The organism is Pseudomonas sp. GG8 (assembly GCF_052976945.1).
In genome coordinates this window covers 2,888,848-2,914,577 of the sequence record NZ_JBRIIP010000001.1, presented here as the reverse complement: position 1 = coordinate 2,914,577, position 25,730 = coordinate 2,888,848, and the positions used below count along the sequence as shown (strand labels likewise).

Annotated in this window: 21 protein-coding genes and 1 pseudogene; 13 read left to right on the top strand and 9 right to left on the bottom strand. The window is 55.8% G+C overall.

The features are described 5' to 3' along the window. The first annotated feature begins 578 nt into the window (after window positions 1-578). Both ACVBEG_RS13930 and ACVBEG_RS13925 read left to right on the top strand, forming a co-directional pair. The gene (locus ACVBEG_RS13930; RefSeq protein ID WP_447107907.1) at window positions 579-6,416 is read left to right on the top strand and encodes a DUF3320 domain-containing protein; all 5,838 of its coding nucleotides are present in this window, start codon (window positions 579-581) and stop codon (window positions 6,414-6,416) included. Between the two features lie 165 nt (window positions 6,417-6,581). Then, window positions 6,582-6,999: pseudogene (locus tag ACVBEG_RS13925) on the top strand (IS630 family transposase); the annotation flags it as partial. 113 nt (window positions 7,000-7,112) lie between these two features. On the opposite strand, the gene ACVBEG_RS13920 reads toward ACVBEG_RS13925, so the two are convergent. After that, complete coding sequence (locus ACVBEG_RS13920) at window positions 7,113-7,691, bottom strand: CGNR zinc finger domain-containing protein (RefSeq protein WP_447107906.1); 579 nt, start codon at window positions 7,689-7,691, stop codon at window positions 7,113-7,115. A gap of 127 nt (window positions 7,692-7,818) precedes the next feature. On the opposite strand from ACVBEG_RS13920, the gene ACVBEG_RS13915 reads away from it, so the two are divergent. Continuing rightward, a complete protein-coding gene (locus ACVBEG_RS13915) occupies window positions 7,819-8,067 on the top strand; it encodes a hypothetical protein (RefSeq protein ID WP_447107905.1) in 249 nt (82 codons plus the stop codon). Window positions 8,068-8,252: 185 nt separating this feature from the next. Here ACVBEG_RS13915 and ACVBEG_RS13910 read toward each other — a convergent pair whose 3' ends face one another. Further along, window positions 8,253-9,197: a LysR family transcriptional regulator gene (locus tag ACVBEG_RS13910; protein WP_447108463.1), complete on the bottom strand. Its 945-nt coding sequence runs from the start codon at window positions 9,195-9,197 to the stop codon at window positions 8,253-8,255. A gap of 157 nt (window positions 9,198-9,354) precedes the next feature. Here ACVBEG_RS13910 and ACVBEG_RS13905 point away from each other — a divergent pair, with 157 nt between their 5' ends. The 3 genes from ACVBEG_RS13905 to ACVBEG_RS13895 are packed head-to-tail and all read left to right on the top strand — an operon-like array spanning window position 9,355 to window position 12,953. Further along, window positions 9,355-10,674 (top strand): MFS transporter, encoded by a 1,320-nt coding sequence (locus ACVBEG_RS13905; RefSeq protein ID WP_447107904.1) that lies wholly within the window; start codon window positions 9,355-9,357, stop codon window positions 10,672-10,674. A gap of 12 nt (window positions 10,675-10,686) precedes the next feature. After that, window positions 10,687-11,916, top strand: a complete 1,230-nt coding sequence (locus tag ACVBEG_RS13900) for a Zn-dependent hydrolase (protein WP_447107903.1) — start codon at window positions 10,687-10,689, stop codon at window positions 11,914-11,916. A gap of 11 nt (window positions 11,917-11,927) precedes the next feature. Next, window positions 11,928-12,953, top strand: coding sequence for a histone deacetylase family protein (locus tag ACVBEG_RS13895; RefSeq protein WP_447107902.1), 1,026 nt, complete (start codon window positions 11,928-11,930; stop codon window positions 12,951-12,953). 54 nt (window positions 12,954-13,007) lie between these two features. Here ACVBEG_RS13895 and ACVBEG_RS13890 read toward each other — a convergent pair whose 3' ends face one another. After that, entirely contained in the window at window positions 13,008-13,316 is a 309-nt protein-coding gene (locus ACVBEG_RS13890; protein ID WP_447107901.1) for a type II toxin-antitoxin system Phd/YefM family antitoxin, read from the bottom strand. A gap of 262 nt (window positions 13,317-13,578) precedes the next feature. Between ACVBEG_RS13890 and ACVBEG_RS13885 the strand changes: the two genes are divergently transcribed. Then, a complete protein-coding gene (locus ACVBEG_RS13885) occupies window positions 13,579-13,890 on the top strand; it encodes a hypothetical protein (RefSeq protein WP_447107900.1) in 312 nt (103 codons plus the stop codon). 40 nt (window positions 13,891-13,930) lie between these two features. On the opposite strand, the gene ACVBEG_RS13880 is transcribed toward ACVBEG_RS13885, so the two are convergent. Beyond that, a complete protein-coding gene (locus ACVBEG_RS13880; protein WP_447107899.1) occupies window positions 13,931-14,134 on the bottom strand; it encodes a type II toxin-antitoxin system VapB family antitoxin in 204 nt (67 codons plus the stop codon). A gap of 188 nt (window positions 14,135-14,322) precedes the next feature. After that, entirely contained in the window at window positions 14,323-15,012 is a 690-nt protein-coding gene (locus ACVBEG_RS13875; protein WP_447107898.1) for a hypothetical protein, read from the bottom strand. A gap of 356 nt (window positions 15,013-15,368) precedes the next feature. On the opposite strand from ACVBEG_RS13875, the gene ACVBEG_RS13870 reads away from it, so the two are divergent. Beyond that, window positions 15,369-15,905 carry an N-acetyltransferase gene (locus tag ACVBEG_RS13870; RefSeq protein ID WP_330201137.1) on the top strand — a complete coding sequence of 179 codons (537 nt, stop codon included), beginning with the start codon at window positions 15,369-15,371 and terminating at the stop codon, window positions 15,903-15,905. Window positions 15,906-16,585: 680 nt separating this feature from the next. On the opposite strand, the gene ACVBEG_RS13865 is transcribed toward ACVBEG_RS13870, so the two are convergent. Further along, the gene (locus tag ACVBEG_RS13865; RefSeq protein ID WP_447107897.1) at window positions 16,586-17,482 is read right to left on the bottom strand and encodes a DMT family transporter; all 897 of its coding nucleotides are present in this window, start codon (window positions 17,480-17,482) and stop codon (window positions 16,586-16,588) included. Between the two features lie 240 nt (window positions 17,483-17,722). On the opposite strand from ACVBEG_RS13865, the gene ACVBEG_RS13860 reads away from it, so the two are divergent. After that, window positions 17,723-19,054, top strand: a complete 1,332-nt coding sequence (locus ACVBEG_RS13860) for an aminotransferase-like domain-containing protein (protein ID WP_447107896.1) — start codon at window positions 17,723-17,725, stop codon at window positions 19,052-19,054. Window positions 19,055-19,565: 511 nt separating this feature from the next. Here the strand turns inward: ACVBEG_RS13860 and ACVBEG_RS13855 are convergent. Further along, entirely contained in the window at window positions 19,566-20,126 is a 561-nt protein-coding gene (locus ACVBEG_RS13855; protein WP_447107895.1) for an HPP family protein, read from the bottom strand. 50 nt (window positions 20,127-20,176) lie between these two features. Here ACVBEG_RS13855 and ACVBEG_RS13850 point away from each other — a divergent pair, with 50 nt between their 5' ends. The 4 genes from ACVBEG_RS13850 (at window position 20,177) to tnpC (ending at window position 23,385) form a co-directional block, all read left to right on the top strand. Then, the gene (locus ACVBEG_RS13850; protein ID WP_447107894.1) at window positions 20,177-20,734 is read left to right on the top strand and encodes a TetR/AcrR family transcriptional regulator; all 558 of its coding nucleotides are present in this window, start codon (window positions 20,177-20,179) and stop codon (window positions 20,732-20,734) included. Window positions 20,735-21,067: 333 nt separating this feature from the next. After that, window positions 21,068-21,436 (top strand): IS66-like element accessory protein TnpA, encoded by a 369-nt coding sequence (gene tnpA / locus ACVBEG_RS13845; RefSeq protein WP_447107893.1) that lies wholly within the window; start codon window positions 21,068-21,070, stop codon window positions 21,434-21,436. Beyond that, window positions 21,433-21,768 carry an IS66 family insertion sequence element accessory protein TnpB gene (gene tnpB / locus ACVBEG_RS13840; protein WP_447107892.1) on the top strand — a complete coding sequence of 112 codons (336 nt, stop codon included), beginning with the start codon at window positions 21,433-21,435 and terminating at the stop codon, window positions 21,766-21,768. The genes tnpA and tnpB overlap by 4 nt, the downstream gene beginning before the upstream one ends. 81 nt (window positions 21,769-21,849) lie before the next feature. After that, window positions 21,850-23,385, top strand: coding sequence for an IS66 family transposase (tnpC, locus tag ACVBEG_RS13835; RefSeq protein WP_447108462.1), 1,536 nt, complete (start codon window positions 21,850-21,852; stop codon window positions 23,383-23,385). Window positions 23,386-24,116: 731 nt separating this feature from the next. On the opposite strand, the gene ACVBEG_RS13830 is transcribed toward tnpC, so the two are convergent. Together ACVBEG_RS13830 and ACVBEG_RS13825 are read right to left on the bottom strand one after the other, a co-directional pair. After that, the gene (locus ACVBEG_RS13830; RefSeq protein ID WP_447107891.1) at window positions 24,117-24,500 is read right to left on the bottom strand and encodes a VOC family protein; all 384 of its coding nucleotides are present in this window, start codon (window positions 24,498-24,500) and stop codon (window positions 24,117-24,119) included. Window positions 24,501-24,572: 72 nt separating this feature from the next. Further along, window positions 24,573-25,691, bottom strand: a complete 1,119-nt coding sequence (locus ACVBEG_RS13825) for an S-(hydroxymethyl)glutathione dehydrogenase/class III alcohol dehydrogenase (RefSeq protein WP_447107890.1) — start codon at window positions 25,689-25,691, stop codon at window positions 24,573-24,575. Window positions 25,692-25,730 lie beyond the last annotated feature (39 nt).

Genomic DNA, 25,730 nt, shown 5'->3' with positions numbered 1-25,730 from the left:
CGGCCTCGCGAATTCCTGCGATGTAAATGATGTTCAATGGTGAGAGGAAACGGATGACCAATTTTTTCCTGGTGCTTACTCGGACCGGAGCAGTTGGGTAGCAAACAGGCAGAACGCTTGCGATGCTCCACCGACACGTAAGCTTCCGGCCAATACAGCTGAGGCTGATCTTCACACGATGCGATAGCGATGTGCGGAATCACCCCCCATATCCTCAGACGCAGCGGAGGTGATTTCGTCCCGGCTGGATCCCTTCTGCGAAGCAGGTCATTGCTCTACTTACCCGCTACGCGGAAGTGATCCATTAGGGCGGGTGTGTAGGACTGGGGGCAAGAGGTCTGTGTATAGAAGTGAGTCGCTTAGCTAGATCGCCTAGTCGAGGTATGCAGGATTTTGGCGCAAGCATATCGGGCGTCGCTGTGGAGCGGACGATGCAATCCCTCGGGTGTGTAGGTCCTATACAGACTCCTCTGACTTACTAGATAAAGAAATTCCAAATCATTGATGACTCATGGACTATAGGCGTCATTTACTCGCCTCGGCACGAAGCGAGCGCTGGCAGCTCAAGGAGCCCATGAATGAGCATCAAGATTGAGGCGCTGATCGCCCGCAAGATCGGCTTTGCCTCCCACCAGAATGCTGTGCCTCTGGTACGTGAACTTAGCATCTGGAACCAGGACGAACAGTCCTTTCAGGATCTGGTGCTGACCCTCGGCACCGATCCTGCCTTTGTCGAAACCCGAACCTGGCATATTGATCGCCTCTTTCCAGGTGATCGACTGAGTATCAACGAACGCGACATCAAACTGAACGCGGGTTATCTGGCTGAACTGAGTGAAAGCCTTGGCGCCGAAGTAGTACTGCGCTTGTCTCAGGGCAATAACCTATTGGTGGAGCAACGTTTTCCTACCGAACTTCTGGCTCGCACTGAGTGGGGCGGCCTGAGCGCCATGCCAGAGTTGCTGGCTGCGTTCTGCATGCCCAATGATCCAGCGGTCGACCGTGTCCTAAAGGCCGCGTCTGAGGTCTTGCGACGCGCAGGGAAGAAAGACGGCATCGATGGCTATGAAAGCAAGTCACGCACGCGCACTTGGGAGCTGGCATCCGCAATCTGGTCCGGTGTTTGTAGCTTTAAGCTGAGCTACGCTTTGCCACCAGCCAGTTTCGAACAGCAGGGGCAGAAGATCAGACCACCTAGCATGATTCTTGAAAACGGCGTGGCGACCTGCCTTGACACTGCACTGCTGTTCGCTGGTGCCTTGGAGCAGGCTGGATTAAATGCCCTGCTGATCATGACCAAGGGGCACGCGTTTACAGGTGTCTGGTTGCAGCCTCAAGAGTTTTCCCAGTTGTTGACCGATGATGCGTCGGCGGTGCGCAAGCGCCTAGATCTGAAAGAAATGGTGGTGTTCGAAACCACCCTGGCGACACAGGTGCCGACACCTAGCTTCAGCCAGGCGGTCACCGCAGCTGAGCGGCAGCTTGACGATGACCAGTTCATTATGGCTATCGACCTGCACCGTGCGCGGATGCAAAAGATCCGCCCATTAGCGCTTGCGGCCGGTCCCGAGGCGCCCGTTGAAGCGGATGACACTCCACCGGCTGCCGAAGGGTTGGAGGAAGCACCAGCACTCCCTGGTTTCGATGTTGAAATCAGCGAGGGCAACGAAGGTCCTGCTGGCAAGTTAACGCTATGGCAGCGCAAGCTCCTGGATCTCACTACGCGCAACCGCCTCCTACATCTACCCGACAGCGCTAAAGGTGTGCGTCTCCTATGTGCGGATCCAGCGGCGCTCGAAGACCTACTTTCCAGTGGCCAGCGGATCCGCGTAGTGTCAGTGCCTGACCTAAAAAGCAGTGGCCGTGACATTACCCTTTATGAACAGCAGAACCATGAAAGTCTGATCAACGAAGTTGCTCGCCAGGCCCTGGCCCGGGGCGAAGTGCTCGCCAGTCTGGAAAAAGCCAAGCTTGAAGCGACCTTGATCGAGCTATTCCGTAAGGCGCGCAGCGATCTGGAAGAGGGTGGTGCGAATACCCTATTTCTGGCGATCGGTTTTCTCAAGTGGAAAAAAAGCGCAGAGGACCCGAAAGTTTACTCCGCTCCGCTGATCTTGCTGCCGGTCAAGCTCGAACGAAAAAGCGCATTGTCGGGAGTGACCCTGAGCTTGCTGGATGAGGAGCCGCGGTTCAATCTGACCCTTCTGGAGCTGTTGCGCCACGATTTCGAACTCATCATCCCTGGGCTGGACGGCGAATTGCCGAGCGACGAAAGCGGCATCGACGTAATGGGCATCTGGAACATGGTGCGCCGCGCGGTACGCGATGTGCCAGGATTCGAAGTTAGTACCGAACTAGTGTTGGGCACCTTCTCGTTTGCCAAATACTTGATGTGGAAAGACCTGAACGCCAACGCAGCACAATTGCTGCAAAGCCCTTTGGTCAAGCATCTGTTGGAACGTGATCCGGGGGGCGAGGGTTTCTCTGGCTCAGACGAGTTTCCGCGGCCCGAGCGTCTCGATGCGACAGTGACACCGGCAGAGTTGTTCACCCCACTGCCAGCAGACTCCTCGCAGCTTTCAGCAGTGGTGGCATCTGCCGGTAATCATAGTTTTGTGCTCGACGGTCCGCCCGGTACCGGCAAGTCCCAAACTATCGCCAACATGATTGCCCATAACCTGGCATTGGGTCGTCGTGTGCTGTTCGTGGCGGAGAAGCGTGCAGCGCTCGACGTGGTTTATCGCCGGCTGGCGGAAAAGGGCCTAGGCGAGTTTTGCCTGGAGCTGCATTCAAGCAAGGCATCCAAGGTCGAGGTGCTCAAACAGCTGGACCGTGCCTGGGACGTACGCGACGCCTTGAGCGCCGAGGACTGGGAGCGCGAGGCGGCTCGATTGCAGACACTGCGTACGCGACTCAACCAAATGGTCGAGGTGTTACATCGGCGTTGGCGTAACGGTCTATCCCTGCACCAAGCTATCGGTCGTGTAGTCCGTGATCATGGTCCCTTGACGCCGCGATTGATGTGGCCGACAGGCACTGAACACGATGCTGCGGAGTACGGCTTTCTGCTGGATATCTCCCGGCGGCTTGGACTCAACGGTGCTGCCGCTCGAGACCTGTCGAGCAAGTTCGGGACTCTGGCGCAGACACAATGGTCCAATGCCTGGCAGGCGCAGATTGCAAGCGCCTCACGTGAGTTACCTCAGGCCCTCGACGCTCTGAACAGCGCTAGTGAAAGGTTGATCGCTCTTACACAATTGTCATTGCCGGTGACGGAAGTGACGCACATCCAGCAGCTAAATGAGCTGGCCACTCTGCTCGGCGAGTGCCATGGCCTGAACCTTTCCTTTGCTTTCGCCCCGGACGCTGTTACGCGCATCGACGGAGCCCGGCGTGCCTGCCAACTGATCGAGAATTACCGCGAGTTGGAAGAAGGTCTGTCGTTGACCTATGCCGATGAAGCCTGTCGCCGCATTCCTTTCGAGGCAATGCACAGTGAGTGGCAAGAGGCAGAGGGTAAGTTCTGGTTCTTGGCCACCTTCGCCAAGAAAAAAGTAGCTAGACATTTAGCCTCAGTCGGTGGCGCTACGGGTTTACCAGACACACTCAGCGATTTAGCGATCCTTGAGCGTCTGCACACGCATCTACTGGAGTTGGACACCCTATCGTCTGGCGTGCAGTCAATGCCAGGCTGGCAAGGGCTGGCCAGTGATACCGCACGTACATTGCGGGCCGTCACTCTGGCGGAACGTCTGCGCAGCAAGCTCAGTATGCTTGCCGAGTCACCTGATCACTTGATTTCGTTGCGCAGTGCCGTGGCGCGTTTGGTGATCGATGCCAATGACATGTTGGCGGCCGGCGACCAAATAGGTGCGGCCCTATCTACGTTGCAGCTGGCCTTGTCCCGTTACGACGAGGCAGTCCGGCTATTCGCCGGACTGGCTGCAACGAGCAGCGAAATGCTACCGAACATTGCAGCCCTTCGTGCCACCTCAGTCTCTATTCAACAGCAGGAAGAACAGCTCAAGGCATGGTGCGACTGGTGCCGAGTGCGAGAGCAAGCAAGCGAAGCAGGTTTGGCCAATTTGGCTCAAGCTCTGGAAGAGGGCGGTTTGCTGCCCTCGGCCACTGAGGAGACATTTGTCACAGCATATGCTTATTGGTTTGCGACCCAAGGTATCGACGGTGAGCCGTTGCTAAGAACTTTTGTTGCGGCCGAACATATGAGCGACATTGCTGCCTTCAATCGCCTGGACGACGAATTGGCGAAACTCACCGTACGCTATATTCGGGCAAAGTTGTGCGGTCTTATTCCCTCGAAGAACGATATCCCTAAGAGCAGTGGCTTCGCCATCCTCAAGCATGAGTTACAGAAATCTCGTCGGCACAAACGAGTCCGCCAGTTGGCAATTGAGATGGGCGACGCGCTGAATCGCCTAGCACCGTGCATGCTTATGAGTCCGCTTTCGATCGCGCAGTTTTTGCCAGCCGATCAGCCTCCATTCGATCTAGTAATCTTTGACGAGGCTTCGCAGATTGCCCCTTGGGATGCCATCGGTTCGATAGCGCGGGGCAGACAGGTCGTTATCGCGGGTGACCCACGGCAGATGCCACCGACAAACTTTTTCAATCGTGGTGCGAATGCTGGAGATGATGACACTGCTGAAGACATGGAAAGCATCCTGGACGAATGCCTTGGTGCTGGGGTGCCAAGCCATAGTCTTAGCTGGCACTATCGCAGTCGTCATGAAAGCCTGATTGCGTTCTCTAATCACCGTTACTACGACAGTAACCTGATCACCTTCCCTGCGGCAGAAACGCGCGCAAGTGCCGTTGAGTGGCGACGAGTTGAGGGCATCTATGCGAAGGGCAAAGGGCGCTACAACCAGGCGGAAGCTGAAGCCATCGTCAATGAGACGGTCAAGCGTCTTACCGATCCCGCGTTCATAGCTGCTGGCCTTTCCATTGGTATCATCACCCTCAACTCCGACCAGCAGAAGCTCATCAACGATCTATTGGACGCGGCCCGTAAGCAGTACCCACAAATTGAACCATTCTTCGAGGACGGCCAGACCGAACCTGTTGTCGTCAAAAACCTGGAAACCGTACAGGGCGATGAGCGCGATCTGATCATGCTTGGAATCGGTTACGGGCCTACCGAGGCAGGTTCGCCGGTCATGTCGATGAACTTCGGACCACTCAACAAGGACGGTGGTTGGCGTCGGCTGAACGTCGCCATCACCCGGTCGCGACGTGAGATGTTGGTGTTCTCGTCCTTCGATCCGTCGATGATCGATCTCAACCGGACCAATGCTCGAGCTGTACGTGATCTAAAACACTTCATCGAATTCGCTCAGCGCGGTCCGAGGGCGTTGGCCGAGGCGGTACAGGGCTCTGTAGGTGGTTATGATTCACCATTCGAAGAGGCTGTCGCTCAAGGTTTGCGGCGCCTCGGTTGGCAGGTGGTACCGCAAATCGGCGTGTCGCGTTTTCGCATAGATTTAGGCATTGTTCATCCTGACCGTCCGGGCGACTATCTGGCTGGTGTCGAATGCGACGGAGCAACCTATCACAGCGCCGCTACAGCCCGTGATCGCGACAAGGTACGCGGGGCGATACTCCGTGGCCTCGGTTGGGACTTGGTACGGTTATGGTCTACCGAATGGTGGGTCGATAGAGAGGGTGCGTTGCAGCGGCTGCACGCAGCGTTAAACAATCTTTTGGCTCATTCCAGAATCGCGCCGGAGCCTGGTCCGATTTCCGAACAATTAGAAGCAGCGCCGCCGGTGATCGATTTTTCACGCGGCATAGAGGTGGGTGATACGTTGCCTGAAGCGCAGCTCCCGTTGATTGCTGACATAGTGCCAGAAGCGCCTGAGATTCGTATCTCACGTTCAGATAACGAACGACCCACGCCTGCCGCACAACGGGGTGAATACCGTGTCGCCAACCTGTCTTCCTTCGCAACGATGATCGAAGCTGAGCAGTTTCATTTACCCGCTTACACACCTGTGTTGCGTCAGATTATCGAGGAAGTACTGCGTCAGGAAGCACCAATGCTTGACGCGCTCCTCGTCCAACGTATCGCTCGAGCACACGGATTCCAGCGATCTGGTCGCCTTATTCGGGACCGAGTGCTAGAACTTGCTGAACAACATCATCACGTGCAGCAGGCAGGCTTTGGGGAGGTTTTTGTCTGGCATGCGGAGGACGACGTGCTTGGATGGTCGACTTACCGTATCCCGGTTTCAGCCAATGATGCACGCTCTATAGAAGAGATTGCCGCAGAAGAATTACGCATTGCCGCAGCAATCATCGATACCGCAGACCCAGCACTGGAGGTGGCGCGGTTGCTGGGCGTCAAACGTCTTACTGGATCTGCACGTGAGCGCATAGAGCGGATTTTAGGGGCATAGGATTTGTTCGTTTTCGTCACGGTGGCCTTCGGGAAGTTCCCCGTCGGCCGCTGTGACTTTGACCATGCAACGCTTAAGAGGCATCCCTCAAAAAGTTAGCAGCGCTGATGATTCACTTTCGCACTCTGGCTCAGGCCGCACTGAAGTCGGGGGCAAGCGTATTCAGAAGGCCTGCTCGACAAGGCCGGCCGTGGACGCAGACCCTCCCTTCCTGCCGACACGGTCCGTCGCGTACTAGAGCAGGTAACCAAGTCCCGTATTGGCGAGCCCCGCTGGAGTTTAAAACATGTCTCGTGTCGCTGGCATCTGGGTTCCCGCTGTTCACAAACTAAGGGCTGCCAACGACTTGAAGCCTCATCTGACATGTACCTCCAAGGCGTTGAATGAACCGCAGTTCGAGGAAAAATTTTGGGATATCATCAGGCTGTATCTGGCCCCGGAAGACAAAGCGTTGGTGCTCCGCTGCGACGAAAAAAGTTAGGTTCGAGCCTTGGAGCGCACCCCGATTGAACTGCCTTTGGGGATCGGTCATATCCAAACAAAAACTCATGATTACACTCGCCACGGCACGCGCACGCTGTTCGGGCTCTGGATCATTTTTAAGGACGCTTGCTGACAACCTGATACATGACTCTGATTGGAAATAAATATACGCTGCGTTTTCGGATAACCCAGCAAGTGAACTGATTAGGGCTTCTAGGCAGAAGAAGAGTCTGGTGTTGCCTTAGACTGGTAATGCCGCTGCGCCTTGGCTCGATTGCCACACGTAGCCATTGAGCACCATGTTCTACGATGGTTTTTCGACGTGTCGATAAACAGCCAGGTACACCCACCACATTGCTTGATGTTTGCGACCAAATCACTGCGCAGCAGTTGATATAAACTAAGAGCCAGCCTCTGGGGGAGGGTCGTCAAGTCGGTGCCAGGAGGCGTTATCCAGATAGTCGAACCGGTTGCATCGCGGGATAGGCGGGCGCTAGAAACAGCTTTCTTTATTGAGGTCTCGACGGCTTTCCAGTCCCTTGCCGGAGGCTCTTCATTGCTGGCAGTAGCCTCAAAAACTCGATATACAGTTTCACGCCATTCCACCAACTCGGTCAGTGCTTGCTCTGAACCCTCCGGCGAATTTGACGCAGCGGCGGCCAGGCTTTGGAATTCCGCAGCATCGGTCAATCCTGCTGCCAAGCTCCAGGCCAGGACTGAGGCGTAACTGGTCAGACGATTTTGGTCAGCTGACCGTCCGTGGGCGTCCACGGTATTGAGAAAGTCGAGCACAGCGTCTCCAGCTACGAATGCGGACTTTGGCCACCTATGTGGAAACATGTAACCCTCATTGTCTGCGTTTCCGGTTAGTTAGGACTATAGCTTACCTAGCCGTTTGAGGCATAAATGGAGGTCGGAAATGCCAGAGAGTCGCAACCCTCAGCCTCTATCCGAGTCCTTTGTGTTTGAGGCTGTTATCCAGAGTTTTAGCGACAGCCGAGCCGTCGTGTGTGATCTGGCGCGGGGCGCTCATCTAGGCATGCAGGGCATCTATCACTGGCGCAGCTTTTTCTTGCCGGACGTGTACTACCTGCCCGTTGTCGTCTCACCCAGCGCCAGTGGATACACCGCAGCACCGTACTCAGCTAACAAGTCATCCAATTGCTGAGGATTGCGGGCGGTGGCGTCTACACGATTGCTGGCGCGCAGGGCGGCCACGGTGACGGAGTAGCCAAGGCCGAGGCCGCGGGAACTGCCGGTGATAAACCAGATCTTGGAAGTTCGAACATCTATTCGTTTGAGACAGCGGGAGCAACCTGTAAACGAATAGTGATCGACTGGCCTTGCTCTTTCCTAGCAAGAGGCCGTTAGGCACGCCGAGAGACTTTCGATAAATACCGTCTCCGCACGACTCATCTTCTGGTCCCGATTCCACAATACATGGATATCCACGTCGGTAACCCCCTCGTCCGGCGGCAGGCGCCACAGCAGTCCCTTCTTAACATCCTCAGCCACCACATGAATCGGAAGGCAGCCTAATCCAAAACCGGCAATCACTAGTCGCCGTACCTCCTCCAGGCTGGAAGACGAGGCCACAATGCGTCCGGTGAAACCCTGCTGATCCCGAAAAATGGTCAATGGTGAAAGCATGCCGCCAATCTGGTCACTGGTAAAACTGACGAAGTTCTCTGACTGCAAATTCCCCTCCGCCAACCCAGTGCGGCCAAACAGCGGGTGGTGCCGGCCACAAAAAAACGCGTAGCGTTGACGCAGGAATAGGTGCTGTTCCAAGCGCGGTTGCGGTCTGCGATTGAGGCTCAGGCCCAGGGTTGCGGTTTTTTCCAGCAGGGCGGCAATAATATCGGAGCTGCGCATCACTTCCACCTCTAGGTCCACCCTGGGGTGCTGACGATGGAAGTTGGCGAGGAAAGCGTCGAAAGAATCCGAAACGATTCGGCTGATCATCAGAAACCGTACCTTGCCGATCACCTCATCGCCTGGTTTTTGTAGCGCGTTGCTCATCTGCGACACCTGGCCGTACATCTCGCCGGCAATCGCAAAGATCTGCTCGCCGGCTTCGGTCAGGACGAAGCGTGGGCCGCGCCGGGCAATTAGCTGGCAGTCGAGCTGTTCTTCCAGGCGCTTGAGTGCCTGGCTGATAGCCGGTTGTGTCAGGTGCAGGCGTGCGGCAGCGCGGCTGATGCTCAGTTCCTGGCCGATGACCCGGAAGGTGCGCAGCAGGTTCCAGTCCAGGCGATCGTTCAGCAGCGGGTGAAAATTGCGGCGGTTTTCAGACATGGCAAAGCTCGATAATAAGCAGAATTTATAATCGGAATAATAAATAGAAAATTGACTAATCATAGCGCTGAGACGAAAAATCACCTCAACAAGCGCCACCAGAGCGCATGCACCAGACCCTTCTCCTGCCAAAAAAATAACCAAAGGAGCCAGACCCATGAAGCCTTCCGCTTCGCCGCAGCCTCGCCGTGCTGCGGCCGCCGCCTTCATCGGCACCATGATCGAGTGGTACGACTTTTATATCTACGCCACTGCCGCTGCGTTGGTGTTCGGTCAACTGTTCTTCCCTTCGGACGACAAGCTGTTCAGCACCATGGCCGCGTTCGGCACCTTCGCCGTGGGTTTCTTCGCCCGGCCGTTGGGCGGCATTGTTTTTGGGCATATCGGTGACCGTATCGGCCGCAAGAAATCTTTGGTCATCACCTTGGTGATGATGGGCGTCGTCACCGTGTGCATAGGCCTGTTGCCAACCCATGCGCAGATCGGTGTCGCGGCACCGGTATTGCTGGTGCTGCTGCGGGTAGTGCAGGGCATTGCCGTTGGCGGCGAGTGGGGCGGGGCGGTACTGATGGCCGGCGAACATGCTCCGAAAGGCCGTCGCAACTTCTTTGCTTCCTTCGCTCAGTTGGGTAGCCCCGCGGGTCTGATTCTCTCGCTGCTGGCCTTCAGCGCGGTCACCCGTTTGCCGGAGGAAGACCTGATGAATTGGGGCTGGCGTCTGCCGTTCCTGGCCAGCGCGTTGCTGTTGATCATCGGCCTTATGATTCGTCTGGGCGTCAACGAGTCGCCTGAATTTCTGGAGGACAAGGCCAAGGCTGAAAAAGCCCGGGCAACCTCCAAAGACCAGGCGCCGGTCATCGAAGTACTGAAAACCTCTTGGCGTCCATTGTTGCTGTGCATTGGTGCCAACACCTTGGGTATTGCAGGCGTATATTTCACCAACACCTTCATGATTGCCTATAGCACCCAACAACTTAACCTCCCGCGTTCGTTGATTCTGGAATGCCTGTTTGTCGTCGCCATCATCCAGCTCTGCGTCCAGCCTCTGGCCGCCTGGGTGGCCGAGAAGGTCGGCGCGACCCGCTTTCTGTGTGCCATGTCCGTGCTGGCAATGGCCTCGCCGTATCCGATGTTTGTGTTGGTCAGCAGCGGCCAAGCACCTTTGATCATCCTCGGTATCACCTTGGCGGTGATTTGCATGGCCTCGTTTTATGCCGTGATCGCCGGCTTTGTCAGCGGTTTGTTTGAAACCCGTGTGCGCTACACCGCCATCTCTTTGGCCTATCAGGTGTGCGGCGCGCTAGCCGGTGGCTTGACCCCGTTGATCGGTACCTGGCTGGCCCATGAATACCAAGGCCAATGGTGGCCTATGGCAGTGTTCTACAGCCTGATCGCGGCGGTTTCTCTGGTGTGTGTAATGGCGTTATCACGCCGTCACGCCAGCGCCTACCGTCTTGAGATGGCGCAAAGCGTCTGATTGGAGAAGCCTATGTTGAAGATTAATGGAGAGCGCCTGTGGGCCAGTCTGATGGCCATGGCCGAGATCGGTGCTACAGCGCGCGGCGGCAGTTGCCGCCTCGCCCTGAGCGCCGAAGACCAGGCCGGCCGTGCGCTGTTTAGCCGCTGGTGTGAAGACGCCGGCCTGACCTTGAGCGTCGATGCCATCGGCAACCTGTTCGCCCGCCGCGCCGGTACCGACAATGATGCCGCACCGGTGATGATGGGCAGCCACCTCGACACCCAGCCGGAAGGTGGACGTTTCGATGGTGTCTACGGTGTACTGGCTGGATTGGAGGTGATACGCAGTCTCGATGATCAAGGCATACAGACTCGAAAGCCGCTGGAAATTGCGGTGTGGACCAACGAGGAGGGCGCCCGTTTCACGCCGGCCATGCTCGGTTCGGCGGTGTTCACCGGCACCTTGGCACTGGACAAAGCTTTGGCCACTGAAGATGCCGATCGCATCAGCGTGGCTCAAGCGTTACGCAGTACTGGCTACAATGGCGAGCGCCCATTGGGTGGTGCGGTAGATGCATATTTTGAAGCGCACATCGAGCAAGGCCCGATCCTGGAAGACAACGCCAAGAGCATCGGCGTGGTCACCGGTGGCCAGGCGATTCGCTGGTTGGATGTGCGCGTCGAAGGCATGGCTGCCCACGCTGGCACCACGCCAATGCCACTGCGCAAAGACGCCTTGTACGGTGCGGCGCAGATGATTCAGTCGTTGGAAAACCTTGCGGCTGATTTTGCTCCCGAGGGACTGACGACAGTGGGTGAATTGAGCATCGCCAAGTCTTCGCGCAACACCATTCCCGGGCTACTGAATTTCACCGTAGACCTGCGTCATCATCGCGACTCTGACATTGAAGCCATGGAGCAGCAAGTGCGTGCACGTCTACAGGACATCGCCGCCCAACGCGGGCTGACTGTCATCGTTAGCCCACATTGGATTAGTCCGGCTATGCCGTTCGATGCGGAGTGTGTCGCCTGCGTGCAGTCAGCGGTGGACACGTTGGGCTACGCCCAGCAGAGCATCGTTAGCGGTGCCGGCCATGACGCCATCCACCTGGCGCGGTTTTGCCCTACGGCAATGGTTTTCATTCCGTGCGTGGGCGGGCTTAGCCATAACGAAGCGGAAGATGTGCTACCTGAAGATGTTCGCCTGGGCACGGATGTATTGCTCAATGCTGTGTTGAAACGTGCCGGCCAGGTTCAGTAAGGAGAAACCCCATGCGTACCTTTTTCCACCCCGAACAGCTCCTACACCATCCACGTAGCTACTACTCCCGCGGCCAAATGCGCACGCCGCAGGAAGTTCCCGAGCGCGCCCGCAACCTCCTGTTAGCCGCGCAAACCCTGGGCTTCGATATCCAACGACCACAAGACTACGGCCTTGATCCGCTGCTGGCAGTCCACGGCGCTCCCTACCTGACCTTTCTCCAGGAAGCCCACCAATGTTGGAAAGAGATCCCCGAAGACTGGGGCGACGAAGTCATGTCCAACATCTTCGTCCGCGAGCCCAACGCCCTGCGCGGCATCCTTGCCCAAGCAGCGCGCTACCTGGCTGATGGTAGTTGCCCGATTGGCGAGCTGACCTGGCGCTCGGCCTATTGGTCGGCACAAAGCGCTGTAGCTGCTGCCAAAGACATCCTCAAAGGCGCGCCCGCCGCCTATGCACTGTGCCGCCCACCGGGGCATCACGCCCGCTTTGATGCAGCGGGTGGGTTTTGCTACATCAACAATGCGTCAGTTGCCGCGCAGGCGTTGCGTGAAGGGTTTCAGCGAGTGGCGGTGCTGGACACCGATATGCATCACGGTCAGGGAATTCAGGAGATTTTCTACGATCGGGATGACGTGCTGTATGTGTCGATTCATGGCGATCCGACCAACTTCTATCCAGGGGTTGCTGGTTTTTCCGAGGAACGGGGGAGTACCGCGGGTGAGGGCTTTAACCTCAATCTTCCGATGGCTCACGGCGCCAGTGAAGCGGTGTTTTTTGAAAAGCTCGAACTGGCGCTTGCGGCGGTGAAGGACTTTTCGGCTGATGTGATGGTGTTGTCGCTAGGTTTTGATATCTACGAGTTGGATCCGCAGAGCAAGGTGGCGGTGACGCGGGAAGGTTTTGCGCAGTTGGGCGCGCGCATTCGTGGCTTGGGGCTACCCTGTGTGATCGTGCAAGAGGGTGGTTATCACTTAGAAACGCTGGACAGCAATGCTCAGGCGTTTTTTGAGAGTGCTCGCGCGTGGGGTGAATAGGTTGCCTCAGCGATTTGCTCAACCTACAGCTAATCAATTACAGGTAGCTTGTAGTTATTGTTTTGGAAGTCTTTCGCTCTCGGTGAATAGAGCCTCAATTTTTTTGTCCATTTCCGCAGAAGCCTTTTCATCGAACTCGAATTGACCTTTCAGCATACCGATACGCCGGGATTTGAATCCGACCAACCGCGCGATGTCTACGCCGTCCTTGGTGATAACCGTAGATTCCCCGGCCGCGGCTTGGTCGACCAGTTCTTCCAGTTTCGCCCGTGCTTGCGCAATGTCGATATGCCTCATGACAGTCCTCGTGAGCAGAAGTCGCCTATCATTCATGATAGCAACGTAAGCACCGTCGATGGTCATACCGTCTCTGGGCGCAACGGTGGTCAGTCTAGGCTGATTGTCTGCCCATGTTGATCTGCTGGCGGAATGGGCGACTCATAAGAACGCTACTAAACTTTATGGGGAGGTTAATTACCCGGCTCCGCCGAAAGTTGACCAGAGGGGGGTATTGTCTACCGGTTTGTACATTGCAAAAACATCTGAGGTTGTTGCTACTGGGGATTGCGCCAATCATCTCTCGCCTTTATAAAGCTTGAATTAACTCTCTGATAAAGACGCCGTAATGAATTCAGGATTGACCGAGCAAGAAATGCGAGACGCACTTGGGCTTGATGTCAAAGTCCAGGCTGCACCAGAGGAGTCGATACCAATACTGGTCCCTTCGCCGGTAGCTACAGCAAAGCCCAAAAAACGAGCATCCTCCGGGCTTCGCGTTACGCTCCGTGTGACGCGTGAGTTCGAAGGTGAAGAAACTCTCTTCGTCTACGGTGCGAACACCCTCAGTCGCTTTGATGCCGAGCAAATGGCCAAAAAAGCTGCGGCAAAGGAGAAATATAGATTTTTCGAGTTGGTTTCAATCGATGCGGTTCAGTGATTGCCCAGTGAGCGCGATTGCATAAGCGAGAAGACGCGTATTACGAATCCGATTCACTGCGCCTGCGTGATACGTCTTCGCGTAACGGCATCTTGTCACCAAGGTCGGCCAGCTGTTTACCAGCTTGAATCCTGGTGAAAACTTTCAGGGCTTCGTGGAAAATTTCTGCTTCCTGCATTCCTAGGTCTGCCAGCTCCATTGCGGCTTTATAGATGACGTCATCAATGCTGACAGTTATCCGCATGTTTTGGCCTCAGCGTGGGCAAGGGGGGAGGGTGTTCTTTAGCTGCTGCCAATGGATTATTTCCCGCGCGGCGGGGTGCTTTGACAATCTTAGTGGGGAATTGCACCCCATTTGACCAGTCGTTTGCATCGGACGTGACCAGGCATTTGCATTGGACTTGACCACTCGCCTAGCGAATGATGGGAAGGCTACAGTAGCGCTATGGGGGGCACTACCTGGGGTGTGCCATCAGCGATGCACATCCACCCCCAAGTTCTGAGTGCCGACGTCTTCTTAAACTCCTCGACCAGCTCGGCCGCGATTTCCCCTATGTCCGTCCGCAACTCGAACTGCGGGCGCATTGCGTGCAAAACGTCAATTCCCATATCCCCGGCAAGCAGCTTGCACATCAATCTGGTACGAAGCTTCCAAGGCAGAGCTTTTCCGCGCCTTTCCGGGTGCTGGTAAACCATGGTGTTCAGATGGGCTGACGCGTGGATGTAGTCAGCGCTGCTCATCCAGATCTGCAAGTGGGCAGGCACGCCAAGGGGTAAGACGTTGAACGCCAGCCAATCGATTAGGCCAACGGCAACACCGTGCGCCTGAAGCTCCATCGCCAGCATCAGAAGCACTTTGTGTAAGGAGTCTGCTGCCTTGATAGCAACAGATTTTCGACCCATATGATTCGCTTCGACCACTATCGCGATCAGCGCTGCGAGGGCATCCAGGCTTGCCCTACGTTCGAGTTTTTCGAGTAGAACTTGAGTAGTTGGTTCGCGCTGAGCACTGCCCCAAATCATGTCGCTGGTGTTGCGGTAAAGCACCAGTTGGACTTCGGTGTTTAGCGTTCGGAAGTAACTGTCGAAGCTGATCTTCTGTTGCTGGGAGATCAGCTTCACCAACTTCCATATGGGATGGTTCCACTCACCATATCCCCCCGGCGACAGAGTGTGGAAAGCCGCTGCACAACTCCAAGTCCTCGCGTTTCGCTCTAGGGCATGGCCTAGTTAGCCGATGCGCGGCGCCAGTGGAAGCGGCAAACTCGAGCACGGTTACCTGTCGTGGCAGATCTCGGACGTGTAGATGAATGTGTTGTTGCATCGGTGACCGGATAAATCTGAATCTGGTGAATCAAGCTGCCCCCAAGCCATCGCGGCTACCCGCTTCGGGAATGGACGAAATCCATGCTCGAACCTAGCAATTTGGTTGGATGCCGTTATCCTCCTGGCCTTCGGGATTCACCCATTGGTTGGACATGTCCAAGTATCGCGGAAATCAGTATCGCTACCAGATATACAGGTCTGAAGCCCGCAAGCATGCTCAAGAGCTTGCGCAGGGAAACCAGAATTTCATTGCCAGAGGTATCGACACGGCAAAAATCCGTTATGAGCCAATCACTCAGGCGGCCATTGAGGCGTCTGATATGTGGGGTGAGAATGAAACCCTGTATCCTTGGGATAGTGTTGTTCATGAGTGGAAGCAGGAAGACACTCGCGGATTCGACATATCCCTTTGGTTCGACCAGGAACTGTGTGGCCTGTGCTACGCATCCCCGCGTAAGAGCAAACTTTGCATCAAAATTGTGATTCTTGAGGGCAAGCCCGACTCATCACATCCGCTTCGCGGCGCCGTTGCGGCCTTGGCGTTAACAGCGATTGAAAACTACGCTGTACTCATCGGATGCACTGAAATCGAGGTTCAGGAGCCGGCTATAGGCGCCATACCGGTGTATGAGAGCCTCGGATTCGCCTTCGATTCGTCCGGCCGACTTGTCACCGCCGTTGAGCAGTAATACTATCTATCCAACTTTAAAGACCCGAGAGGTGTCTATGCACAAGCCTAAGCACGAACCAAAGCCATTGATGACCGCTCGCTTCCAAGCTGAAGCCCGTCAGTTGATGGCCAAACGGTCTAACACGCAGAGCCGGTTTCTGGACGTTGCGCTGTCAAAAGGCCGCGACTTTGAGCCAGTTGGTCGCCTGGCAGGCTGATGCAGCCGAACACCCAAGAAAGCTGCCTTTGAGGCAGTTTTTTTTTGCCTGTTAGAAAGCGGCAGCACCTGCTGGCGGTGTCACTCGCTCCGTGCCGAACCTTCCAAACTACGACTGGCTTCTGGCACTTCCAGTGCCTTGCATAATGGACGCAACCAATACCAGATCGCCATTGAGCGGGTTTTGGAAGCACTAGGGCACCCACTTCATTCAATCCCTTTCCAGGTATGCCAATGTCAACAGTCCTCTATCACGAAACGCCTCCTTCCGATCAGGTGAGGCACCAGATACTTGAAATGGTGGTCGCCTATGCAAGGTGACTTTGGCAGATGCTTACGGTGTATCAGCTAAAGCGAAGCGGCTAGCGCCACTTGGGCAAGCCGGGAATGAAATTAGGGATCACGATGGCGCTTGCGCTAAGTGAGCCTGTTTTCAGGACTACTGGATCAGTGCTACATCAGTGTGGTATGACCATGAGTGACTACTTCGCAAATTTTCTCGCTCCAGCAACGCAAAGGATAACGGCAACGGTTACCCCAAGCATGCCAATGCTGACCTGCTCGTGAAGCAATGTGGCCGCCAGCGCCAATCCAAAGAAAGGCTGTAGTAGCTGAAGCTGACCGACGGCGGCAATACCCCCTTGGGCAAGCCCGCGATACCAGAATACAAAACCGATAAGCATGCTGAAGATCGATACGTAAGCCAGGCTGACCCACGCGGATGCAGTAATTGCTGAGAACGAAGGCGGTGCCAAGAACCAAGTCAGCGGGGCCATAACGGGCAGCGACAGAACTAATGCCCAAGAGATCACCTGCCAGCCTCCAAGTGTCCTTGAAAGCTTCGCACCTTCTGCATAGCCAAGTCCGCAGGCGAGGATTGCCAGCAACATTAGAATGTCCCCCACTGGAGAAGCCGTCAGGCCTTGGGAGACAGCAAACCCCACAACCAGCGCGCTTCCCAAGACTGAGAAGAACCAGAAAACCGGCCGGGGACGCTCGCCACCGCGCAAAACACCGAACGCAGCTGTGGCGAGTGGCAACATGCCAACGAAGACGATGGAATGCGCAGACGTCACATACTGTAGAGCCAGCGCAGTCAGCAGAGGAAACCCTAATACAACGCCCATTGCCACTATAGCCAAGGGTAGAAGCTGACTCTTGGCAGGACGCTTTTCTTTAAAGAGCACAAGAATGCAAAGTGCCAGGACTCCCGCAATGGTTGCTCGGGCAACCGTCAGGAAGACCGGGTCAAATTCTAGAACGGCCACCCGTGTTGCTGGCAGCGAGCCGCTGAATATGAGTACGCCGATGAACCCATTGAGCCATCCGCTCGCTGTCTTTTCCGTCGTTTGGTTTTGCAGGTTCGATGTACGTTCCATTTAGGGTCACACTCAATACTGTTTGCTTATGGTTGACCGCACTATTCGTGTAGCGGTCGACAAGGTAATCGTCAATGCAAGTGCATCCTGAAACCTAGTCCTTAGAACGTCGCTAATCCTCTCAGCATGTCGACCGCTGAGCTCATATGGTTCAGAGCGCCATCGCTCTCAGGTTGCACGAGATGCATCGTATGATCGAAGATCAATACAATCAAAATATTGTCATGGATACATCTCGGCATGCCTCGCTCACGATACAAGTCATTAGTGGATGCTTTTGCGGCTGATATCAGGTCAGGACGATTGTTGCCGGGCACGCGCTTGCCGACGCATCGCCAGCTGGCGGCTACAGAAGGGCTGGCCCTGGTGACTGCAACTCGGGTTTATGCAGAGCTCGAAGCCATGGGCCTGGTCAGTGGGGAGACTGGTCGAGGCACTTTTGTGAGGGAGACTTCGTTACCTCCTGGCCTGGGTATCGACCAGAAAGACGTTGCAACTGGAATGACGGATCTCAACTTCAACTATCCATCGCTTCCAGGACAGGCAGAACTGTTGCGAAGTGCCTTGCGCCAGCTCGCGTTGGCCGGTGACCTGGAGTCCCTATTACGCTACCAGCCACACGCAGGGCGTCTGCATGAGCGCGCCTCTGTGGCGCGCCATTTGCGCGCCCGAGGGCTGACGGTTGATGCTCAGCAAGTGTTAATGGTCAGTGGTGCTCAGCATGGGTTGGCCGTGACGATGATGGCGCTGCTGCAACCCGGTGATGTAGTTGCAGCTGATGCGTTGACCTATTCAGGATTCAAGGTGCTGGCCAAAGCACTGCACCTTGAAGTCGTGCCAATTCCCGCGGCCGATCATGGACCTGATCTGAATGCGCTGGACAACCTGTGCCGGAGTAGACGCGTCCGGGCTGTGTATACGATGCCGACGCTGCACAATCCGCTGGGATGGGTGATGAGTGCCGATCAACGCGAGTACTTCGTGACGATTGCGCGCAGGCATGGGCTGCTCATCATTGAGGACGCAGCTTACGCCTTCCTCGCTGAGGAACCACCTGCACCGTTAGCGGAACTCGCACCAGAGAGGACTGTTTACGTCTCAGGGCTATCCAAGAGTGTGGCCACCGGATTGCGCGTAGGCTTCGTCGCAGCTCCCGCCCAAAAAGTGCCCGCGTTGGAGCGAACGATCAGGGCGACCACATGGAATACCCCGGGAGTGTTGACTGCGATCGCGAGCGCGTGGCTCGACGATGGTACTGTTATGCAGTTGGAAGCTGAAAAGCGCCGGGATGCGCAGGCCAGGCAAGCCATGGCCGGTGAAGTGCTGGCGGGGCTCCAATACGTTCGCCATCCTTCTTCCTACTTTCTTTGGCTGCCCTTGTCGGAAGATGCAAGAGCTGACCAGATCGCCATGGCGTTGATGCGTGAAAAAGTTTCAGTTTCAACCGCCGAGCCTTTTGCTACCTCTGCCCATGTACCGCATGCGATCCGATTAGCGCTGGGGTCTGCGGATATGGACTCGCTTCGAGAAGCGCTCGTGAAAGTGAAGCGGGTTGTTGGTGCTTACTCATAGCGTAGGTCTGCGAGGGCCACCATGGATCTACCTACAAACTCAGCTCGTAACGTCCGCTAATGGCCGATTCTGTTGAAAAAGTCGATTTTTTAGAACTGCCGAAAGATTGGCCGGAAAAGCCGCCTTTTAGCACGCTTCTACGTGAAATCTCAGCCTGAAAACCTCTGCCAATATTAAGGATTTCAATCTACGACGCGTACTTTTCTTCCGTAAAAACCGAGGCCGACTTTTTCAACAGAATCGGCCGATTTCTACCTGTCGCCACCGGCAGAAAGCGACCGAGGCTGTGTAAAAATGCAAACACCGCTTTGAAGTCTGCGTTGCTACGTAAAATCTGCCAGCGTTTGGTTGGTCAGCAGCTCTAAAATTTGCATAGGATCGCGTTTCTCGTTGCGATCCTGACTGTCAAACTCGCTCAAAAACGTTTTACACAGCCTCGACCCAAAGCAGACGTTTTACATTGAGATTCCTTACGGAACCCGGAGTCAAAGTCCTAACGGGCTGGGCTTGTTTATACCCAATACTTGGGATAGCTACCCCGACTACGTATGTTGTTCAGACACCAGGCTACCGCGACGATCACAATTGAACCCGTCAAAACCGGTGTGACCAGAAAGCTAACAGGGGCACTTGCGGCTAGCACAACCAACGGATTAGCCCCTGCTGGGGCATGTAAAGTGCGTGTTTGTTGCATAGCTGCCAATGCCAGTCCCACGGCCAATGCACCTGCCCACCATGAGTTCCCAAGGGTACCCAGAACCAGAAGCCCGACCAGGGTTGACACCACGTGTCCGCCGATAATGCTGCGCGGCTGGGCCAGCGGCGACTCAGGCACCCCGAAAGCAAGTACGCAACTAGCACCAAAGGAGGCCATTAGCCAAGGCACTCCAGAAATATAACTGAGCCAACCGGTTACCCCGATTGTGATGACTGCTCCGATGAATGACATCAACGTGAAACGCAGAGAAGGTGCTGGTGGTGCATTGGATCTGAGCAGGGGAGCGATTGGCACAGTAGTAACTCCGGGAGAGTGGGGTCGTACATCAGAAGATACCGATCGGTATACCTTCATGTCAACCGATCGGTATACACTCCTTGCATATCTGCATGAGGCCCAAGGAAATGAGCACATCCGACACCATCACTGAGTCCGCTCTACGATTATTTTACCGCCAGGGTTATCACGCCTCCGGGGTGGAACAGCTAAGCCAAGAAGCTGGGGTAACCAAAAAGACGCTGTATCGCCATTTCTCCAGCAAAGAACATCTTGTCGAGGCAGCCTTACAGCTTCGAGATACCGAGTTCATGAGGAAAATAAGAGAGGTGGTGGAAACGGTTTCCGATCCGCTACGGCCACTGGCATACATCGAATTCATTGGTGCATGGGTCCAAGAACCAGACTTTCATGGTTGTGCCTTTATCAATGCTTCAGCCGAGTACAGCGGAAAGACCGATCAGCCGCACATTTTGGCGAAGCGGCATAAGCAACAGGTTCTCGCTTATCTGGAAGATATCTGTACCGATGCAAAGCTTAAGCAGCCATTCTTAGCCGCGAGGCAGTTGTTCTTGATCGGCGAGGGGTTGATCGTTACGTGCCAGGTTAATGGCCCCTCGGAAGAGGTCCTTGATTCGGCACGAGACATGGTGTCGATGCTGACAGGCAGGGAATTCGAAAAGTAGCCTGTAAATGAACGAAACAAGCCCATCTAGGATGTCCGCTTTTGGCCGATTGTGTTGAAAAAGTCGGTTTTCTCAAACGGCCGAAAAATTGATCGGTGAAAGCGCCTTTTAGCACGCCGCTACGTGAAATCTCAGTCCGAATGCCTCTGCGAGAATTCTGGATTTCAATCTCAGACGCTTACTTTTTTGCCAAGGAAACTAAGGCCGACTTTTTCAACAGAATCGGCCGTTCTCTGCCGGTCGTCACTACCGAGTGTGCTGGTCAAGGTAACCGTCCGGCCAACACGCCTTCCTGACCCCGACGCCAAAGGCGATGGTGCCCACCTAATTTAAGTGGACACCATTTCTAGCCTTTTAAGCGGGTATTTCATGCAGCCACAACGCCGTTCCTATTCCAAATCCTTCAAGACGCAGGTCATTCAAGAGTGCTCTCAGCTCGGCGCCTCGATTGCCAACGTCGCGCTGAGCCACAGCCTTAACGCGAACCTCGTCCACAAGTGGATTCGGGTGCAAACGCAGCAAAGCATGGGGCTGCAACCCGCTTTTGTTCCACTGCCCATGCAACTCGCCGGAGCAGAGTCGCAAGCTGCATCATCGAACATCTGCGTTGAAATCCAGCACCCGCGCGGCACCGTCAAAGTGAGTTGGCCAACCGACAGCGCGGCTGCCTGTGCGACCTTCCTCCGAGATATATTGCGATGATCCGTATCGATGCCATTTGGGTCGCCACCGAGCCCATGGACATGCGCGCCGGCACTGACACCGCGCTGGCGCGGGTGGTGGCCGTGTTCGGTGCGGCGCAGCCGCACTGTGCTTATCTGTTTGCCAACCGCCGCGCCAATCGCATGAAAGTGCTGGTGCATGACGGATTGGGTATCTGGCTGGCGGCTCGCCGACTGCATCAAGGAAAATTCATCTGGCCAGGTTCTCGTCATGGTCTTCAGGTGGAGCTGAGTGACGAACAGTTACGCGCTCTGGTGCTGGGTTTGCCTTGGCAAAGAGTTGGGCCAGGCAACGCGATTTCCATCATGTAACGTCTGCCATGGCCAGCGTCTCCGAGCAATTGTCCGATGAGCCTATCGTCGGTGTTGACCTGCTCTGGCAAAATCAACGGCATGACTTCGCTTCCTAATCTCGACCAACTAAACCCTGAACAACTGCGCACTATCGCGGCGCAGTTGATGCAGCGCGTCGAGTCCATGGACAAGCAGATCCACCACTACAAAACGGTCAACGACAAGCTGACCCATGAGATCGCACAGCTCAAGCGTTTCAAGTTTGCCAAGCGCAGCGAGCAACTAAACCCGGATCAAGCCAGCCTGCTCGATGACCTGATCGACGCCGACATCGCGGCCATCGAAGCCGAGCTTGAGGCGTTGCAACCCGCTCTGGCCCCGACCGTGGTTCGGCAAAAACCTAAACGCACAGCCTTGCCGCCCGAGTTTCCACGCACGCAGATCCATCACGAACCGGACAACACGCAGTGCACCTGCGGCTGCGCCCTCAAGCGTATCGGCGAGGATGTCAGCGAGAAACTCGACTACACGCCCGGCGTGTTCACCGTCGAACAACACATCCGTGGCAAGTGGGTGTGCGATCAATGCGAGACACTGATCCAGGCACCGGTTCCCGCGCAGATCATCGACAAGGGCATCCCCACAGCAGGTCTGCTGGCCCAAGTGATGATCGCCAAATACGGTGATCATTTGCCGCTGTACCGTCAGGAAAAGATCTTTGGCCGGGCCGGCCTCGCCATCCCGCGCTCGACCTTGGCGCAGTGGGTCGGCACCTGCGGTGTGCAACTGCAACCGCTAGTCGATGCACTGCGCGAAGTGGTGCTTGGACACAGCGTGGTGCACGCCGATGAAACGCCGGTACAGGTGCTCATGCCCGGCGTGAAGAAAACCCATCGGGCCTACGTCTGGGCCTATGCGACCACCGCGTCTGCCGATATCCGCGCGGTGGTGTACGACTTCAGCCCAAGCCGCTCGGGCGAACACGCCCGCGCCTTCCTGCAAAACTGGAAAGGCAAACTGGTGTGCGACGATTTTGGTGGCTACAAGGCCAGTTTTGCACTGGGTGTGACCGAGATCGGCTGCATGGCTCATGCTCGGCGCAAGTTCTTTGACCTGCACGCCACGAACAAAAGCCAACTGGCCGAACAGGCCTTGCGCTATATCCAGGTGCTGTACGAAATAGAACAGCAAATCCGCGACCTTGAGCCTGACGCTCGACGACGAATACGCCAGGAAAAAGCCGCACCGGCAATGGACGCCTTGCATGCCTGGATGATCGCCCAGCGCGAGTTTGTGCACGATGGCGTGGCCATCGCCAGGGCCCTGGATTACAGCCTCAAGCGCTGGACGGCGTTGTCACGTTATCTGGATGACGGCGTCGTGCCTATCGATAACAACCACATCGAGCAGCAGATCCGGCCATGGGCTCTTGGACGCAAGAATTGGCTCTTTGCAGGATCGTTGCGCAGCGGCAAACGTGCGGCGGCGCTGATGAGCCTGATCCAGTCGGCCAAGCTCAATGGGCATGACCCATATGCTTATCTGAAGGACGTTCTGGCGCGGCTACCGACGCAGCGAGCGAGTGAGATCGCCGAGTTGTTGCCGCATAACTGGATGCCGTTACGCAACCTGTAATGCCCGTTCGCTTACTGGTCAAGTCGAATGCAAACGGTTGGTCAGCACGAATGCAATTGACTGGTCAGTGGCAATGCAAATGGGTGGTCAATTCCATGCAATTTCGCACTTAGGTCACTATCGCTGGGATGTGTGAAGGGGCAGGAGCTTCCTCATTACGTGAAGTGCTGAGTCGTGACGCTGGAGCCACTGGGGCGATTCAATCCGGAGAAAGCCCAACTCAAGTCTGACTGGTATTGGCTGTCTGTCAGGACTGGCCGTGAACGACCCAGGCTGTGTGAAAACGAATACACCTGCTTTAACGTCTGCGTTGCTATGCAAAATCTGCCAGCGTTGGTCGCTGAGCAGACCTCATATTTGCTTAGGAACGCAATTCTCGTTACGGTTCTGACTCCGAAACTTGGCCTAAAACGTTTTCACACAGCCTAGACCCATACCGGCCGGTCTTAGCCGGCAGACATTTATTCAGTGAACAGTTAGGGATCTATGTCCCATTGATTCGATTCCGCAGCCGAGTCAAGGTAGTAAGCGAACGTGACTGCGCATATCAATGCATGCTGAGCTTGGCTGTTTGTATTTTGTCAACAGAATCGACTTATGGCTGACATTGACGATTGCTAAAATCAGCCAAAAGAAGCCCCCATATGTACCTAAACAACCAAAGGGCGATTCAATCTGGGGACTTCTCGTGCCATGAGGCCAGTCATACTTTACTGGCCTCATGGCAGTGTTTAGGCGGGTTTGAAGCAGTAGGCGGCCAGCTTGTTACCGTCCAGATCCCTGGCATAGGCGGCATAGGCATTGGGTGCCCAATCTCTCGGGCCTGGCGCGCCTTCGTCGGAGCCACCGCTGGCTAGGGCTGCGGCATGGAAGGCGTCGATTGCTGCACGGTCCGGTGCATCGAAGCTGACGGTAACGCCATTACCCACGCTTGCAGGGGCGCCGTTGGCGGGTTTCAGGACAAAGAAGGAGGGTGCGTTCTCTCCCCAAATGGAACCATTTTCGCCCAGATCAGCGATGCGCTTGTGGCCCAGTTTCCCTAGTACGTTGTCGTAGAATCTGCGGGCGTTGTCGATATTGTTGGTGCCAACAGTGACGTGCGTGAAGATAGCCATCTTTTTATTCTCTTTTAGTGGGAAGGAGGTTGAGTGGTGTTATGGCCGGCAGCCATCGCCAAGTCTGCTAACTCAGCGATCGAAATGGATGACGGTGCGGATGCTTCCGCCTTCATGCATCAGGTCGAAGGCCTTGTTGATGTCCTCCAGCCCCATGGTGTGGGTAATGAAGGTGTCCAGCGGGATTTGACCCTGCTGCGCCTTTTCGACATAGCTGGGCAATTCACTACGACCTTTCACGCCTCCAAAGGCTGAGCCTCGCCAAACGCGGCCGGTCACAAGTTGAAAGGGGCGGGTGCTGATTTCCTGACCGGCACCGGCGACACCGATAATCACTGATTCTCCCCAGCCCTTATGACAGCACTCCAAGGCTGCGCGCATCAGATTGACGTTGCCAATGCACTCAAAGGAGTAGTCCACGCCACCCTCTGTTAGCTCTACTATTACGTCCTGAATTGGCTTGTCGGAATCCTTGGGGTTGATGAAGTCGGTGGCCCCTAGCTGTCTAGCGATCTCGAACTTGGCCGGGTTGATATCAATCGCGATGATTCGGCCTGCCTTGGCCATGGTGGCGCCGATAATGGCAGCCAGGCCTATGCCGCCCAGGCCAAAGATCGCCACCGTAGCGCCTTCCTCGATTTTGGCGGTATTCAGTACAGCACCGATGCCTGTGGTGACGCCGCAACCGAGCAGGCAGACTTTTTCCAATGGCGCCTCTTTGGGAATCTTGGCCAGAGAGATTTCCGGCAGCACGGTGTATTCGGAGAAGGTCGACGTGCCCATGTAGTGGAAGATCGGCTGCCCCTGGTAGGAGAAACGGCTGGTGCCGTCGGGCATCAGGCCTTTGCCCTGAGTGGCGCGTATTTTCTGGCAGAGGTTTGTCTTGCCGGACCTACAGAATTTGCACTCGCCGCATTCCGGGGTGTAGAGCGGGATCACGTGATCACCCACCGACACTGAGGTCACGCCCGTGCCAACTGCTTCGACGATGCCGCCGCCTTCATGCCCGAGGATGACCGGGAAGATGCCTTCCGGATCGGCGCCGGACAGGGTAAAGGCATCGGTATGGCAGACGCCGGTTGCGATGATGCGCACCAGCACCTCACCGGTCTGTGGCGGCGCCACATCGACTTCGACGATTTGCAGGGGCTGGTTGGCGGCGAAGGCTACGGCAGCTCGCGATTTGATCATTATTGTTATTCCTGAACGCAACGAAGACGGTGGGCGGTG

What these genes read in the sequence shown, in the direction of transcription:
- ACVBEG_RS13930 (WP_447107907.1), top strand. Translation starts at nt 579, where the DNA reads ATGAGCATCAAGATTGAGGCGCTGATCGCCCGCAAGATCGGCTTTGCC.
- ACVBEG_RS13915 (WP_447107905.1), top strand. Translation starts at nt 7,819, where the DNA reads ATGCCAGAGAGTCGCAACCCTCAGCCTCTATCCGAGTCCTTTGTGTTT.
- ACVBEG_RS13910 (WP_447108463.1), bottom strand. Translation starts at nt 9,197, where the DNA reads ATGTCTGAAAACCGCCGCAATTTTCACCCGCTGCTGAACGATCGCCTG.
- ACVBEG_RS13905 (WP_447107904.1), top strand. Translation starts at nt 9,355, where the DNA reads ATGAAGCCTTCCGCTTCGCCGCAGCCTCGCCGTGCTGCGGCCGCCGCC.
- ACVBEG_RS13900 (WP_447107903.1), top strand. Translation starts at nt 10,687, where the DNA reads ATGTTGAAGATTAATGGAGAGCGCCTGTGGGCCAGTCTGATGGCCATG.
- ACVBEG_RS13895 (WP_447107902.1), top strand. Translation starts at nt 11,928, where the DNA reads ATGCGTACCTTTTTCCACCCCGAACAGCTCCTACACCATCCACGTAGC.
- ACVBEG_RS13890 (WP_447107901.1), bottom strand. Translation starts at nt 13,316, where the DNA reads ATGACCATCGACGGTGCTTACGTTGCTATCATGAATGATAGGCGACTT.
- ACVBEG_RS13885 (WP_447107900.1), top strand. Translation starts at nt 13,579, where the DNA reads ATGAATTCAGGATTGACCGAGCAAGAAATGCGAGACGCACTTGGGCTT.
- ACVBEG_RS13880 (WP_447107899.1), bottom strand. Translation starts at nt 14,134, where the DNA reads ATGCGGATAACTGTCAGCATTGATGACGTCATCTATAAAGCCGCAATG.
- ACVBEG_RS13870 (WP_330201137.1), top strand. Translation starts at nt 15,369, where the DNA reads ATGTCCAAGTATCGCGGAAATCAGTATCGCTACCAGATATACAGGTCT.
- ACVBEG_RS13865 (WP_447107897.1), bottom strand. Translation starts at nt 17,482, where the DNA reads ATGGAACGTACATCGAACCTGCAAAACCAAACGACGGAAAAGACAGCG.
- ACVBEG_RS13860 (WP_447107896.1), top strand. Translation starts at nt 17,723, where the DNA reads ATGCCTCGCTCACGATACAAGTCATTAGTGGATGCTTTTGCGGCTGAT.
- ACVBEG_RS13855 (WP_447107895.1), bottom strand. Translation starts at nt 20,126, where the DNA reads ATGAAGGTATACCGATCGGTATCTTCTGATGTACGACCCCACTCTCCC.
- ACVBEG_RS13850 (WP_447107894.1), top strand. Translation starts at nt 20,177, where the DNA reads ATGAGCACATCCGACACCATCACTGAGTCCGCTCTACGATTATTTTAC.
- tnpB (WP_447107892.1), top strand. Translation starts at nt 21,433, where the DNA reads ATGATCCGTATCGATGCCATTTGGGTCGCCACCGAGCCCATGGACATG.
- tnpC (WP_447108462.1), top strand. Translation starts at nt 21,850, where the DNA reads ATGACTTCGCTTCCTAATCTCGACCAACTAAACCCTGAACAACTGCGC.
- ACVBEG_RS13830 (WP_447107891.1), bottom strand. Translation starts at nt 24,500, where the DNA reads ATGGCTATCTTCACGCACGTCACTGTTGGCACCAACAATATCGACAAC.
- ACVBEG_RS13825 (WP_447107890.1), bottom strand. Translation starts at nt 25,691, where the DNA reads ATGATCAAATCGCGAGCTGCCGTAGCCTTCGCCGCCAACCAGCCCCTG.